General features: G+C 65.2%; 15 protein-coding genes. 10 read left to right on the forward strand and 5 right to left on the reverse strand.

Annotated elements, in window-relative coordinates; all coding sequences use genetic code 11:
* Positions 1-3 precede the first annotated feature (3 nt).
* The 3 genes from KKQ75_RS11595 to KKQ75_RS11605 all read right to left on the reverse strand — a co-directional run bounded on the left by KKQ75_RS11595 (position 4) and on the right by KKQ75_RS11605 (position 3094).
* Positions 4-717: an anaerobic ribonucleoside-triphosphate reductase activating protein gene (locus tag KKQ75_RS11595; RefSeq protein WP_213362344.1), complete on the reverse strand. Its 714-nt coding sequence runs from the start codon at positions 715-717 to the stop codon at positions 4-6.
* Positions 707-901, reverse strand: coding sequence for an anaerobic ribonucleoside-triphosphate reductase (nrdD, locus tag KKQ75_RS11600; protein WP_213362346.1), 195 nt, complete (start codon positions 899-901; stop codon positions 707-709). The genes KKQ75_RS11595 and nrdD overlap by 11 nt, the downstream gene beginning before the upstream one ends.
* A gap of 150 nt (positions 902-1051) precedes the next feature.
* Positions 1052-3094 carry a ribonucleoside triphosphate reductase gene (locus KKQ75_RS11605; protein ID WP_213362347.1) on the reverse strand — a complete coding sequence of 681 codons (2043 nt, stop codon included), beginning with the start codon at positions 3092-3094 and terminating at the stop codon, positions 1052-1054.
* A gap of 174 nt (positions 3095-3268) precedes the next feature.
* On the opposite strand from KKQ75_RS11605, the gene gshB reads away from it, so the two are divergent.
* The 3 genes from gshB to KKQ75_RS11620 all read left to right on the forward strand — a co-directional run bounded on the left by gshB (position 3269) and on the right by KKQ75_RS11620 (position 7178).
* Positions 3269-4243, forward strand: a complete 975-nt coding sequence (gene gshB, locus KKQ75_RS11610; protein WP_213362348.1) for a glutathione synthase — start codon at positions 3269-3271, stop codon at positions 4241-4243.
* 401 nt (positions 4244-4644) lie between these two features.
* The gene (locus tag KKQ75_RS11615) at positions 4645-6510 is read left to right on the forward strand and encodes a tetrathionate reductase family octaheme c-type cytochrome (RefSeq protein WP_250131080.1); all 1866 of its coding nucleotides are present in this window, start codon (positions 4645-4647) and stop codon (positions 6508-6510) included.
* A 2-nt stretch (positions 6511-6512) separates the two neighbouring features.
* Positions 6513-7178, forward strand: a complete 666-nt coding sequence (locus KKQ75_RS11620) for a cytochrome b/b6 domain-containing protein (protein WP_213362349.1) — start codon at positions 6513-6515, stop codon at positions 7176-7178.
* 77 nt (positions 7179-7255) lie between these two features.
* On the opposite strand, the gene KKQ75_RS11625 is transcribed toward KKQ75_RS11620, so the two are convergent.
* Positions 7256-8677, reverse strand: coding sequence for a sigma-54 interaction domain-containing protein (locus KKQ75_RS11625; protein ID WP_213362350.1), 1422 nt, complete (start codon positions 8675-8677; stop codon positions 7256-7258).
* Positions 8678-8822: 145 nt separating this feature from the next.
* On the opposite strand from KKQ75_RS11625, the gene cydP reads away from it, so the two are divergent.
* From cydP to KKQ75_RS11660, 7 genes are all read left to right on the forward strand, one after another.
* On the forward strand, positions 8823-8999 hold the full coding sequence (gene cydP / locus KKQ75_RS11630; RefSeq protein WP_213362351.1) for a cytochrome oxidase putative small subunit CydP: 177 nt from the start codon (positions 8823-8825) through the stop codon (positions 8997-8999).
* Positions 8996-10567, forward strand: coding sequence for a cytochrome ubiquinol oxidase subunit I (locus KKQ75_RS11635; RefSeq protein WP_213362352.1), 1572 nt, complete (start codon positions 8996-8998; stop codon positions 10565-10567). The genes cydP and KKQ75_RS11635 overlap by 4 nt, the downstream gene beginning before the upstream one ends.
* Before the next feature lie 12 nt (positions 10568-10579).
* Positions 10580-11722 (forward strand): cytochrome d ubiquinol oxidase subunit II, encoded by a 1143-nt coding sequence (cydB, locus tag KKQ75_RS11640; protein ID WP_213362354.1) that lies wholly within the window; start codon positions 10580-10582, stop codon positions 11720-11722.
* A 30-nt stretch (positions 11723-11752) separates the two neighbouring features.
* Positions 11753-11875: a cytochrome bd-I oxidase subunit CydX gene (gene cydX, locus KKQ75_RS11645; protein WP_213362355.1), complete on the forward strand. Its 123-nt coding sequence runs from the start codon at positions 11753-11755 to the stop codon at positions 11873-11875.
* A complete protein-coding gene (locus KKQ75_RS11650) occupies positions 11872-12144 on the forward strand; it encodes a cyd operon YbgE family protein (RefSeq protein ID WP_213362356.1) in 273 nt (90 codons plus the stop codon). Before cydX ends, KKQ75_RS11650 begins: the two co-directional genes overlap by 4 nt.
* 141 nt (positions 12145-12285) lie before the next feature.
* On the forward strand, positions 12286-12690 hold the full coding sequence (locus KKQ75_RS11655) for a DUF302 domain-containing protein (RefSeq protein ID WP_213362357.1): 405 nt from the start codon (positions 12286-12288) through the stop codon (positions 12688-12690).
* 16 nt (positions 12691-12706) lie between these two features.
* On the forward strand, positions 12707-13840 hold the full coding sequence (locus KKQ75_RS11660; RefSeq protein ID WP_213362358.1) for an NAD(P)/FAD-dependent oxidoreductase: 1134 nt from the start codon (positions 12707-12709) through the stop codon (positions 13838-13840).
* A 91-nt stretch (positions 13841-13931) separates the two neighbouring features.
* Here the strand turns inward: KKQ75_RS11660 and KKQ75_RS11665 are convergent, their stop codons facing one another.
* Positions 13932-14264 carry a rhodanese-like domain-containing protein gene (locus tag KKQ75_RS11665; protein WP_250131081.1) on the reverse strand — a complete coding sequence of 111 codons (333 nt, stop codon included), beginning with the start codon at positions 14262-14264 and terminating at the stop codon, positions 13932-13934.
* Positions 14265-14291: the final 27 nt, after the last annotated feature.

The following is a 14291-nucleotide window of genomic DNA, read 5'->3' on the forward strand; positions in this document are numbered from 1 at the left end:
CACTTAACGCCGTAGCGTAAAACGCGCGAACAGGGTGTTGAGCTCGGCCAGCTGCTCGTCCTGCAAGGTCCAGAGGGGTGCGTCGGCACTGCGGCACTCCTGCAGCGCCCATTGCTGCACGCCACGGTCCGAGAGGGCGCGGGCCAGTTGCAGCAGCTCTTCCACATCAAACAGGCCGGCATGCCAGGTGGTGCGCACCTCATGGTCGATGCCGCTGGCCAGCAGCCAGTCCAGCGCTTCCCAGGGTTTGCTGCCGCTGGCGGGCGTGGCGGTGAGGAAAGGGTAGCGCGCGGGCAGCGCCTTGATGTCCAGGCCCACCCAGTCCAGCAGGGGCAAGGCAGTGACCAGCCGCGGCAGATACATGCCGCCAGTATGCAGCCCGGTCTGCAGGCCGAGCTCTCGGCAGGCTTGCAGCGCCGCGGGCAGGGCTGCCTGCAGCGTCGGCTCGCCGCCCGAAAACACGACACCGTCGAGCAGGCCCAGGCGTTGCTGCAGAAAGCCGAGGGCATCGCTCCAGGATAGCTGCGCCGGCGTGTCGGCAGGGAGCAGTTCCGGGTTGTGGCAATAGCTGCAGCGCCAGGGGCAGCCCTGGCAGTACAGCACCGCGGCCAGCCGGCCCGGAAAGTCGATCGTGGTCAGCGGCGTGAGGCCGCCCAGACGCAGCGCCGTTGCCGGAACCGTGCCCGGGCAAGCCGGTATGTGCAGCTCAATCCGCATGCGTGGAGCTACGGGCAGTGGCTTCGGCAAAGAAGCGGCGCTCGCCATGCTCCCCCTGCTTGCCGATGTTGAAGCTGGCCACGGGACGGTGGTAGCCCATCACGCGGGTCCAGACCTCGCAGGGCTGGCGCTCGTGGTCTTCCAGCTGGACGGTTGCGGCGGACAAGGTGGAGGTGTGAGACATGGGAGGTCCTTTCTTTGGGGGTGGATAAAAGAGGGCGGTATGCAAGGCAACGGGTCTACAGCTGAAACCCGCAGCCGGTAGTCGGCCTGAGGCATCAGGCATCAGGCATCAGGCATCAGGCATCAGGCATCAGGCATCAGGCATCAGGCATCAGGCATCAGGCAGTGCTTCCGTTTCCTGCAGACGCTTGCGTTTCTCCGCCAGCCGCTCGGCATCGCACTTCGGACAGAATGCATGTTCGCCGGCCAGATAGCCATGCACCGGGCAGATAGAGAAGGTAGGCGTGACGGTGATGTAGGGCAGGCGAAAGCGCGTGAGGGCGCGGCGCACCAGTTCGCGGCAGGCCTCGCCGCTGGACAGGCGCTCGCCCATGTACAGATGCAGCACGGTGCCGCCGGTGTAGCGCGACTGCAGCGCCTCCTGCCGGGACAGCGCCTCGAACGGATCGTCGGTAAAGCCGACCGGCAGTTGCGAGGAGTTGGTGTAGTAGGGCTGCTCGGGCGTGCCGGCCTGCAGGATCTGGGGCCAGCGTTTGCGGTCCTCGCGCGCAAAGCGGTAGGTGGTGCCTTCGGCTGGCGTGGCTTCGAGGTTGTACAGATGGCCGGTCCGTTCCTGGAAGCTGACGATGCGCGCACGCACATGGTCGAGCAGGCGCAGGGCGAAGTCGTGGCCCCAGGGGCTGGTGATGTCGTGCGCATCCTGCGTGAAGTTGCGCACCATCTCGTTGATGCCGTTCACGCCCAGCGTGGAGAAGTGGTTGCGCAGCGTGCCCAGGTAGCGCTTGCTGTAGGGGAACAAACCCTGGTCCATCAGGCGCTGGATCAGCTTGCGCTTGATTTCCAGGCTCTGGCAGCCCAGCTCCAGCAAACGGTCCAGCGCGGCCAGCAAGGTCGGCTCGTCGCCCGCGTGCAGCAGGCCCAGGCGTGCACAGTTGACGGTGACCACGCCGATGCTGCCGGTCTGCTCCGCGCTGCCGAACAGGCCGTTGCCGCGCTTGAGCAGCTCGCGCAGGTCCAGCTGCAGGCGGCAGCACATGGAGCGCACCATGTTGGGCGAAAGTTCGGAGTTGATGAAGTTCTGGAAGTAGGGCAGGCCGTACTTGGCCGTCATCTCGAACAGGCGCCCGGCGTTCTCGCTCTCCCAGGGGAAGTCCGGCGTGATGTTGTAGGTCGGGATCGGGAAGGTGAAGGCGCGGCCCTTGGCGTCGCCGGTCATCATCACGTCCATGTAGGCCCGGTTGATCATGTCCATCTCGACCTGCAGCTCGCCATAGCTGAAGGGCATCTCTTCGCCGCCGATCACGGGGATCTGCTCGCGCAGGTCTTCCGGGCAGGTCCAGTCGAAGGTGAGGTTGGTGAATGGCGTCTGCGTGCCCCAGCGCGAGGGCACGTTGAGGTTGTAGATCAGCTCCTGCAGGCACTGCCGTACCTCGGCGTACGACATGGCGTCCTTGCGGATGAAGGGTGCCATGTACGTGTCGAAGGAGGAAAACGCCTGCGCGCCCGCCCATTCGTTCTGCAACGTGCCGAGGAAGTTGACGATCTGCCCCACCGCCGAAGACATGTGTCGCGGCGGCGCCGACTCCACCTTGCCCGGCACGCCGTTCAGGCCTTCGTGCAGCAGCGTGCGCAGCGACCAGCCGGCGCAGTAGCCGCTGAGCATGTCCAGATCGTGGATGTGGAAGTCGCCATCGCGGTGCGCCTGGCCGATCTCGGGCGGATAGACGTGCGACAGCCAGTAGTTGGCCGTGACCTTGCCCGACACGTTCAGGATCAGCCCGCCGAGCGAGTAGCCCTGGTTGGCATTGGCGTTGACGCGCCAGTCGGCCCGCGTGAGGTATTCGTTGATGGAGCTTTCCACATGCACCAGGGTTTCGCGGTCGGCGCGCAGGGTGGCGTGCTGCTGGCGGTAGGCCATGTAGGCGCGGGCGGTGGCGAGGTGGTTGGCGGCAATCAGGGTTTGCTCCACCACATCCTGGATCTGCTCGATCTGCGGGCTCTGGCCGGCAAAGCGGTGCGCCAGCACCTTGACGGCCTGGGCGGCCAGCAGGGCGGCTTCGTCAGCGCCGTATTCGCCGCTGGCAGTGCCGGCGCGCTGCAGCGCCGAGCGGATGCGAGCGGCATCAAAAACAGCGCTCTGGCCGTTGCGCTGAATCACTGCCGCGGGCAGTGTGGTCGGGGTTGTGATCTCCATGATTTCCACCTGAACACTATATGTGTGGTGGATGATAGATATCAAACACTAGATGTGGTATTGATCGAAATCAAACTTTGTCACATGGAAATCATTGCCGGGTACCGAACGCTTGCAGCAAAAAGGGAAACCCCTTGTCTGCCTGCAGGGCAAAGCTCCGCGTAAACTGCAGGCATGAACCTGCTTTTCGTTGCCGATCCCATCGAGTCCTTCGTCATCTACAAGGACACCACTTTTGCCATGATGCGCGAGGCGCAGGCGCGCGGGCACCGCATCAGCGTGTGCGAGCCGCGCGACCTGCACTGGAGCGCGCACTCGGCCAGGTCGGCCGGCCTGGTCACGGGCGCGGTGCGCGACATCATCCTGACCGGAGAGCGGCCACAGTGGTTCCGTTCCGTGCAGTCGGGCAGCGAGCGGCGCCGGGCGGCGCTGCGCGACTTCGACGCGGTGCTGATGCGCAAGGATCCGCCCTTCGACAGCGAATTCTTCTACTGCACGCACCTGCTGAGCCAGGCCGAGCGCGAGGGCGCGCGCGTATTCAACAAGCCGCAGGCACTGCGCGAACACTCCGAGAAGCTGGCCATTCTCGAGTTCGAGCAATTCATTGCACCGACGCTGGTCACGCGGCGCGAGGCGGACGTGCGCGCCTTCCATGCCGAGCACAGGGACATCATCCTCAAGCCGCTGGACGGCATGGGCGGCATGGGCATCTTCCGCGTGGGTGCCGACGGCCTGAACCTCGGCAGCATCATCGATACCCTGAATCAGGGCGGCACGCGTACGCTGATGGTGCAGAAATTCCTGCCCGAGATCGCCGAGGGCGACAAGCGCGTGCTGATCATCGATGGCGAGCCGGTGCCGTTCTGCCTGGCGCGCATTCCGCAAGGGGGCGAAGTGCGCGGCAACCTGGCCGCCGGCGGCAAGGGCGTGGCCGAGCCGGTGACCGAGGCCGACATGGCCACGGCACGCGCCATCGGGCGCGAACTGGCACCGCGCGGCCTGCTGCTGATCGGGTTGGACATCATCGGCACCAGAGTCACCGAGATCAACGTGACCAGCCCCACCTGCTTCCAGGAAATCAACGACCAGATGCAGTGCAACGTGGCGGCGCTGTTCATCGATGCACTGGAACGTGCCGTTAATACCTGATATACAAAAGAATGCATCCTTGTGACAAGGGAATGAAAGTCTCTTGACGGCCCGGTCTTTGCCCCATGGCAAGCCTCGGGTCGCTTGATTCCGCACTGAATTAGTGGGGAAAGCATGGCACAGCGCGGGCTTTCTGCCCGTTTGCGCACAAAACACAACGCTGGAAATACCCTTTGTAAGCAAATGGTTTATAAAATGTAAAAATATTTTTTGGTAAACCGTGGGTGGCACCCAAAAGGTTGCTTCCGGCTGGCATACTGGAACCTGTGAAAGCGGTACACCTGCAGTAGTGTGTGCGACAGATCACTGGGTGCCGGATGCATGTGCAGGCGTTCCAACTTCTGATGAGGTTCGGCTTTCCGTGGATGCGGAAAGCGGTTCAGTAAAGGAACAGGTGCCATATGCCATCCAGACTTTCAGCCACTCTCTCGGCCTGGCGCGCCTCGGCAGCGCGCAGCAGCCGGGCACTCCGCCAGGAGGGGCCCGGCCAGCCGGTTTCCCGCTTCCTGCAGCCCAAGCGCAGCCTGCCGCTGCTGGGACTGCTGTTTGCCCTGGTGGCCGCACCGGGCCTGCAGGCACAGCAGCCCGCCAGCGCCGCTGCCAGCGCTGCGCCCAAGGTCGCACCTGCCAGCCAGCCGGCCTCCGTCGCGGCCACGCCGGCATCGGCTGCGGTTGCGCCGGCCTCTGCCGCTTCAGGCACCTGGAAGGCTGCCCCCAACATCAAGATGCCCACCAAGGGCACGGCTGACCACACCAAGTTCAAGGAGCTGCAGGGCCCCTTCGCCAGCGGTACCGAAGTAACCAAGGTCTGCCTGAGCTGCCACACCGAGGCCGCCACGCAGGTCATGGGCACGCGCCACTGGACCTGGGACTACACCAACCCCGATACCGGCCAGGTGCTGGGCAAGAAGACCATGCTCAACGGTTTCTGCATCGGCAACCGCTCTAACGAGCCGCTGTGCCAGGGGTGCCACATCGGCTATGGCTGGAAGGACAAGAATTTCGACTTCAAGGACCAGAGCAAGGTCGACTGCCTGGTCTGTCACAACACCCTGGGCGGCTACAAGAAGATGCCCGGCACCGGTGGTGAAGTGCCGGTGGTGCGCACCGAAAACCCGCCCGGCTCCGGCAAGTTCATCGAACCGGTGGACCTGGCCCTGGTGGCCCAGCATGTGGGCAAGACCAGCAACCGCACCTGCGGCAGCTGCCACTTCCTGGGCGGCGGTGGTGACGGCGTCAAGCACGGTGATCTGGACACTTCGCTGAACAAGGCCGACAAGGCGCTCGATGTGCACATGGCCAGCAAGGCCAAGGGCGGCCAGGGCTTCCAGTGCGCCACCTGCCACCAGGCCGACTCGCACGCGATTGCCGGCAGCCGCATCAACATGACGGCCTCCGACCCGCACGGCGCCCGCATCCGCGGGGACGGCATGAGCGGCCGCAACGCTGCCACCTGCCAGTCCTGCCACGGCGACAAGCCGCACAAGGAAAGCCTGCTCGACGCACAGCGCCTGAACAACCACAGCAACAAGCTCGCCTGCCAGACCTGCCACGTGCCGGCCATGGCCCGCGGCGGCATCGCCACCAAGATGACCTGGGACTGGCAGAAGGCCGGCCAGCTCAAGGATGGCAAGCCCTTCATGAAGAAGGACGAAAAAGGCAACGTGGTCTATGACAGCAAGAAGGGTTCCTTCACCTTCGGCGAAAACGTGGTGCCCGACTACATCTGGTTCAACGGCAAGGTCAGCTACACCCTGCAGGGCGAGAAGATCAATCCCAAGGAACTGGTGAAGATCAACAGCTTCCTGGGCAGCCCGGATGACCCGAATGCCCGCGTCTGGCCGGTCAAGCGCTTCATCGGCAACCAGCCCTACGACACCGTCAACAACGTGCTGCTGGTGCCCCACGTGACCGGTGCCCCTGCAGATGCCGCCTACTGGAACACCTTCGACTGGAACAAGGCCCTCGACGTGGGTGCCAAGGCCACCGATACCAACTTCAGCGGCAAGTACGACTTCGTGAAAACCGAAATGATCTGGCCCATCACGCACATGGTGGCCCCCAAGGACAAGGCCGTGGCCTGCATCGAATGCCACAGCCCCAACGGCCGCCTCAAGGATGTGCCCGGACTGTACGTGCCTGGTCAGGTGCAGTTCCCCTGGCTGGAACGCATCGGCTGGATCGCCGCCGGTCTGGCAGTGCTCGGAGTGCTGCTGCACGCCACGCTGCGCCTGCTGTCGCGTAACAAGAAAACTTCGGGAGTGTGATCATGGCTGAACCGAAACTCCATACCGTGGCCCCGGCCCAGGCCGGGCAAGCAACCCGCATCTACATCTTCAAGGGCTATGAACGCCTGTGGCACTGGATGCAGGCCATCCTGATCAGCCTGATGCTGGTCACCGGCTTCGAAATCCACGGCACCTACCAGTTGCTGGGCTTCGATGCTGCGGTGCGCCTGCACACGCTGGCCGCCTGGATCCTGATCGTGCTGTGGCTGTTCACGCTGTTCTGGCACGTGACGACCGGCGAATGGCGCCAGTACTCGCCCACCACGACCAAGATCGGTGCGATGATGAAGTTCTACGCCTCGGGCATCTTCCGTGGCGAAGAGCATCCCTACGAAATCACCGCCGCCAAGAAGCACAACCCGCTGCAGCGCATGACCTACCTCGGCCTGCTGGTGGTGGTGCTGCCCCTGGTGTGGATCAGTGGCCTGCTCTACATGTTCCGCGCCTACTGGCCGGCGCTGGGCCTGGAAAACGTGCTCAGCCTGTACTGGGTGGCCGTGGCGCATACCGCTGGCGCCTTCATGATCCTGGTCTTCCTGATCATGCACCTGTACCTGATCACCACCGGCCATACCGTGGGTTCGCAGCTCAAGGCCATGATCACGGGGTGGGAAGAGCTTCCTGGCGCCGGCGAACGCAAGGCCTGAGTCTCCTCCGACGGGGCGCTGGCAGCGCCCCTTGAAGCCAGCCGGAGCGGCATATGCCCCACCGGCTTTTTTGTGGCTCAGGCCGAGTGGCCGGTTTCCTGCTGCAACTGGCGCAGGCGGCGGTACAGCGTGCGCTCGCTGATGCCGAGCGCGCGCGCCAGCTCTGCGCGATTGCCCGCATGGCGCTGCAGTGCCTGCAGCAGGGCCTGACGCTCGAGTTGCTGCAGGGTTGCGACAGGCGCCGCACGGAAAGCGCTGCCAGCGTCCGCAAGGGCGGTGGTGCCGTGGCCAGGGGAGGCCGCGGAGGCGGGCAGACTGTACGCACCGGGCAGGGCCGCAGCAGCTTGCCAGGCCGTTGCCTCGGGCTGCAGTGCCTGCGCCATCAGTGCCGCATCCAGCACCTCGCCATCGGCCAGCAGGCAGGCGCGCTCCAGCACATTGCGCAGCTCGCGCACGTTGCCGGGGAAGGGCCAGGTCTGCAGGCAATGCAGCGCAGCGGCACTGAGCCGCATGTCGCGCCCCGGTGCCAGGCGTTGCAGCAGGTGCGCGGCCAGCGCGGGAATGTCCTGCACCCGCTCGCGCAGCGGCGGCAGCCGGATCGGAAAGGTGGACAGGCGGTAGTACAGGTCCTGGCGGAACTTGCCGGCAGCCACCATGTCGGGCAGGCTGCGGTGCGAGGCCGAGATCAGCCGCACATCCACATGGCGCAGCTCGGTGCTGCCGACGCGGCGGTAGGTGCCGGTTTCGAGCAGGCGCAGCAGCTTGACCTGCATGGACAGTGGTATGTCGCCCACCTCGTCCAGGAACAGGGTGCCCCCGCTGGCAGCCTCGACCAGACCGGGCTTGCTTTGCGAGGCACCGGTAAAGGCGCCTTTCTCGTGGCCGAACAGTTCCGATTCGAACAGGGTCTCGGCCAGGCTGGCGCATTCCACCACCACGAAGGCATGGCTGCGCCGGTTGCTGCTTTCGTGCAGCGCATGCGCCACCAGTTCCTTGCCGGTGCCGGATTCGCCGTGCAGCAGCACGCTGGCCTCGGAGGGCGCCACGCGCGACACCATTTCCAGCATGCGGCGGAAGGCCGGCGAGGTGCCGGTTAGCCGGGGGCCGCCCTCGGGTGCATGCATGCGCAGCGGCTCCATCTTCTCGATGAAGTAGCGCAGCTCGCCGCGGGCATTGCGGATGGGCGCCAGTTCGATCTGCACGTATTCCTCGCCCTGCGGCGTATGGTGCAGGTGCAGCACGCGCTCGCGCTGGCCGGATTGCAGCGCCTGCGCCAGCGGGCAGGTTTCACCGGCCTGGTCGCAGGGTACATCGGAGCGGTGCGAGGCTTCGTGGCAGCGCTGGCCGATGATGGCGGCGCTGTGGCCATAGATGCGCTGGTAGGCGGCATTGGCAGCGCGGATGCGGTAGGCGCTGTCGCAGACGATGTGCGGCTCGGGCAGGCTGTCGAGGTAGGACAGCATTTCATGCGGCAGCGTGTCGGTGGGGACGGGTGACATGCCTGTCATTCTGGCAGAAATGCTGTCAGAATGACAGTGGCATTGACACGGGTCAAGACTTTGGCGAACAGCAGCCGTTTGCAAGCCCTTGTTTTCTGCCGTATTTGCAAGTTGGCACGATTCTTGTATGGATGGAGGCATGCGCATGCAATGGTCTGATTCCGCACTCGTGCGCCACCTGGTCTGGGTGGTGCTGGTCAAGCTGGTCCTGCTCACGGCCATCTGGTGGGCGTTCTTCCGCAGCGAGCGGGTGCAAGCCGACGCGGGCAGCACGGCAGCGCACGTTCTCGTCTCCCCCTCATCGTCAGGAGCTTCGCAGTGATATCCGAACAACTGGTTGACTTGTCGCGGCTGCAGTTTGCCGCCACGGCCATGTACCACTTCCTCTTCGTGCCGCTCACGCTCGGCATGGTCTGGCTGCTGGTGATCATGGAAAGCGTTTACGTGATGACCGGCAAGGTCATCTGGAAGGACATGACGCGCTTCTGGGGCAAGCTGTTCGGCATCAACTTCGCCCTGGGCGTGACCACCGGCATCACGCTGGAATTCCAGTTCGGCACCAACTGGGCCTATTACTCACACTATGTGGGCGATATTTTCGGCGCGCCGCTGGCGATCGAGGGGCTGATGGCCTTCTTCCTCGAATCGACCATGATCGGCCTGTTCTTCTTCGGCTGGGACCGTCTGAGCAAGCCGCAGCATTTGCTGGTGACCACGCTGATGGCCATCGGCACCAATCTGTCGGCGCTGTGGATCCTGATTGCCAACGGCTGGATGCAGGCCCCGGTGGGCGCCGAGTTCAACTTCGAAACCATGCGCATGGAGATGACCGACTTCATGGCCATCGTGTTCAACCCGGATGCGCAGGCCAAGTTCGTGCACACCGTGTCGGCCGGCTACGTGACGGGTGCCATGTTCGTGCTGTCCATCTCGGCCTGGTACCTGCTCAAGGGGCGCAACGTGGAGTTTGCCAAGCGCAGTTTCCGCGTGGCGGCTGCCTTTGGCCTGGCGTCCATCCTGTCGGTGATCGTGCTGGGAGATGAATCCGGCTATACCGTGGGCGAGGCGCAGCAGACCAAGATGGCCTCGCTCGAGGCGATGTGGGAAACCGAGCCGGCGCCGGCCGGGCTCAAGCTGGTGGCCGGCATCAACGAGGCCGAGCAGAAGAACGACTGGGAGATCGAGATTCCGTGGGTGATGGGCATCATCGGTACGCGCTCGCTCGACCGGCAGATTCCCGGCATCCACGATATCAAGCAGAAGAACCGCGAGCGCATCGAGCGCGGCATTCCGGCCGTGGTGGCGCTGGAGGCCCTGCGCAAGGACCGCAACGATGCCGAGGCGCTGCGCGTATTCAAGGAACACCAGAACGATCTGGGCTTCGGTCTGCTGCTGAAGAAATACACCACCGACGTGCGCCAGGCCACGCCCGAAATGATCCAGAAGGCGGTGGACAGCACGGTGCCGCGCGTGACGCCCATGTTCTGGAGCTTCCGCATCATGGTCGGGCTGGGCTTTCTGATGCTGGCGCTGTTTACGCTGGCGTTCTGGGAAACGCTCAAGGGCCGCTTCAGCGAGAAGCGCTGGCTGCTGCACTGGGCGCTGTGGATGCTGCCCGCGCCCTGGATCGCCGCCGAACTGGGCTGGTTCGTGGCCGAGTACGGCCGCCAGCCCTGGACTATCTACGGCGTGCTGCCGACGCACCTGTCGGTGTCCACGCTCAGCGTGGAGAGCCTGTATGGCTCGCTGGCGGGCTTCGTCGGCTTCTACACCTTGCTGCTGATCATCGAGATGTACCTGATGATCAAGTTTGCCCGCAAGGGGCCGGGCAGCCTTGGCACCGGACGCTATGACAACGACGTGGCACAGCAGCCGCGCACGCAGGCCTGAGGAGGACACACCATGCTGGACTATCCAACCCTGAAAATCATCTGGTGGCTGCTGGTGGGCGTGCTGCTGATTGGCTTTGCCATCATGGACGGGCATGACATGGGCGTGGGCACGCTGCTGCCCTTCGTCGGCAAGACCGACGACGAGCGCCGCGTGGTCATCAACTCGGTGGGCATGCACTGGGAGGGCAACCAGGTCTGGTTCATTACCGGCGGCGGCGCCATCTTTGCCGCCTGGCCGCTGATCTACGCCACGGCCTTCAGCGGCTTCTACTGGGCCATGATGGCCGCGCTGTGGGCGCTGTTCTTCCGGCCGGTCGGCTTCAAGTACCGCAGCCTGCTCAAGGACGCGCAGTGGCGCCGCAGCTGGGACTGGGGCCTGTTCGTCGGCGGCTTCGTGCCCCCGGTGATCTTCGGCGTGGCTTTCGGCAACCTGCTGCAGGGTGTGCCGTTCCAGTTCAACGAGCTGCTGATGGTGAACTACACCGGCAGCTTCTGGCAACTGCTCAATCCGTTTGCACTGCTGGCCGGCATCGTCTCCAGCGCCATGATCACGCTGCAGGGCGCCGTCTATCTGGCGCACCGCACCGAGGGTGCGATCCAGCGCCGTTCCGCAACGGCAGCGCTGTGGTCGGCCGTGCTGATGGTACTGGCTTTCGTGGGCGCCGGCCTGTGGCTGCGCTATGGCGGCATCCAGGGCTATGCCATCACGTCCGTGGTGGATCCGGCCGCGCTGCCCAACCCGCTGGGCAAGACGGTGGAACGCAGCGCCGATGGCTGGTGGATCAACTACGCGCGGCAGCCGCTGCTGTGGCTGCTGCCCTTGCTGGGCATCGCCGGGGCCCTGTTGGCCGCGCTGCTGACCAGGGCAGGGCGCACGCTGACGGCCTTCGTGCTGTCCTCGCTCGCCATCGTGGGCGTGATCGGCACGGCAGGGGCGGCCATGTTCCCGTTCCTGATGCCCTCGTCCTCCCATCCGGATTCCAGTCTGACAGTGTGGGACAGCGTCTCCAGCCACCTGACCCTGGGAGTGATGTTCTGGGCCACGCTGATCTTCATGCCGCTGATCATCTTCTACACCGGCTGGGCCTACCGCGTGATGCGCGGCAAGATCACGGTGGAGCAAATCCGCGCCAATGACCATTCGGCCTACTGAGGCCAACGCCAAGCAACAAGGAGAAAACGCATGTGGTATTTTGCCTGGGTCCTGGGCGTCGGCTTTGCCGTGCTGCTGGCCATCCTGAACGCCATGTGGGGCGAGAACGAGGAGGCCCGCGCCGAGGCCGCGCAGCGCAAGGACGGCGCATGAGCGAGGCGACAGGCAGCCGCGGCCTGCGCTGGCCCAGCCTGCTCGCCGGCATCGGCATCATGCTGGGCATCACGCTCTATCCGCTCGGCATCACGCATGCCGATGGCAGCGCCGACCATGGCATGGCGCTGCTGCTGTGCTGGTCCATGGCGGCGGGCATCGTGCACGGGGTTGGCTATGTGCCGCGCTTCTGGCTGTGGCGCTGGCTGCTGTCCGGCTGGGCCTGTCTGCTGGCCCTGCTGGGCGCAGTGGCGCTGAAACTGCTGTGACAGGGTGGCCGGATTGGCAGACAATGGGCGCACGGGCCGGCGGCGCATATCCCGACCGACCCGTGCTGCACAACAATTAAAGTTTGTGTAAACTGTAGGACTCACCAAGGGCCACTGGCTGGCCCGGATCGGACTGCCGCCATGTCGCTTCCCAGCTATGCCCTGACCGTCGAACTGCAGCGCCCGTTTGCGGCGGCGTTGGCAGACCTGCGCCAGGCGCTGGAAGCCGAAGGCCTGCAGATTCTGCACGCCCTCGACCTGCAGGCCGGCCCGATGCCGGAGGCGCCCCCGCAGCAGTTGCTCGGCCTCTGGGCCGCGCCGCTGGGCGAAGCCATGCATGCCGAGCCGCAACTGGGCGCGCTGCTGCCGCTGGGTGCCTACGTGGTCGCCGTGGCGCCCGGCCATACCCATGTGGCCCTGCAGGATCCGATGCTGCTGGCCGCCCAGACCCGCAACAGCGAGGTGCGCAAGGCCTGCAAGACGCTGTACATCAGCCTGCGCCGTGTGGTCGACCGTCTGATGCTGGGCCCGCCCATCACTTTCTGATCGCCTGGAACCTGCCATGCCCAACACCCACATCACCATCCTCGGCGCCGGCTTCGGTGGCCTGTCCAGCGTGCGCATGCTGCGCAAGCAGGGCTTCAGGGGCCGCATCACCGTGGTAGCGCCGCGGGCCGAACTGCACTACCTGCCCGGCACCATCTGGATTCCCAGCGGCCTGCGCACGCGCGAGCAGCTGGTGGTGCCGCTGGACAACTTCTTCCGCCGCATGCAGGTGGAGCATGTGGCCGCGCAGGTGACCGGCCTGTCGGACGATGCGCGCACTGTGCAGACCAGCAGCGGCATGGTGCAGACCGATGCCCTGATCGTGGCCTCGGGCGGGCGCTTCATCCGCAAGCTGCCCGGCATCGAGCATGCGATCACGCCCTGCGAGGGCATCGCCGCGGCCGAGCAGATCCGCGACCGCCTGCGCGCCATGCAGGGCGGCACCATTGCCGTCGGCTTCGGCGCCAATCCGAACGAGCAGAGCGCAGTGCGCGGCGGGCCGATGTTCGAATTCCTGTTCGGCATCGACGAGCAGCTGCGGCGCGAAGGGCGGCGCGACAAGTTCGAGCTGGTGTTCTTCAACCCCTCGCCGCGCCCGGGCAACCGCCTGGGCGACAAGGCGGTGGACCATCTGCTCGGCGAAATGCAGCGGCGCAACATCCGCACGCACCTGGGCCACAAGATGGTGCGCTTCGAGGCCGACAAGGTGGTGACCGAAGGCGGTGAATTTGCCGCCGACCTGATCCTGTTCATGCCCGGCCTGACCGGCCCCGCCTGGCTGGACCAGAGCCCGCTGCCGCGCTCGCCGGGTGGCATGGTGCAGGCCGATGCACACTGCAAGGTGGCCGGCTTCGACAAGGTCTATGTGGTGGGTGACAGCGGCAGCTTCCCCGGCCCGGACTGGATGCCCAAGCAGGCGCACATGGCCGATCTGCAAGCCGAAGCCGCGGCCGCCAACCTGCTGGCCGAGTTGGCGGGCAAGCCGGCGCGGCGTGGTTTCAAGGTGGAGCTGGTGTGCATCATCGATGCGATCGACAAGGGCTCGCTGGTGTACCGCACCGAGCAGCGCAACGTGCTGCTGCCCTCCACGCGCGTGTTCCACTGGGCCAAGCGTGGCTTCGAGCGGCGCTATCTGGCGCAATATCGCTAGACCTTGACGGGTGGAGAAATGACGCCCTGCCGGCGAGGCGGGCAGGGCGGTGTGGCCGGGCGCGCAGGCCCGTTAGAGGCATCAGGCAGGATCAGCCTGCGACCAGCGGCTTGCCGAACACGGCAGCCACTTCCTGCGGGCTGCCGCCGTTGGTGACGCGGCTGTAGCCCATCTGCGCGAGCAGGGCCTGCGCCATGCTGGAGCGGCCACCGCTGGCGCAGTACACCACGATCGGCTGGTCCTTGTCCTCCACGGGCACGGGGCAGCCACTCATCAGGTCGCTCAATGGCAGCAGCAGCGCGCCCTGCACATGGCCCATCTGGAATTCTCCGGGGCTGCGTACATCGACGATCACGCTGTCAGCGGGCACATCGGCCATCTTGTTGCGCGCCATGTCGGCACGCAGTTGTTCCAGCCAGTTCATGGCGCTCCATTCATTTGCAGTTGGGGG

The organism is Brachymonas denitrificans (genome assembly GCF_907163135.1).
Classification (GTDB): Bacteria; Pseudomonadota; Gammaproteobacteria; order Burkholderiales; family Burkholderiaceae_C; genus Brachymonas; species Brachymonas denitrificans_A.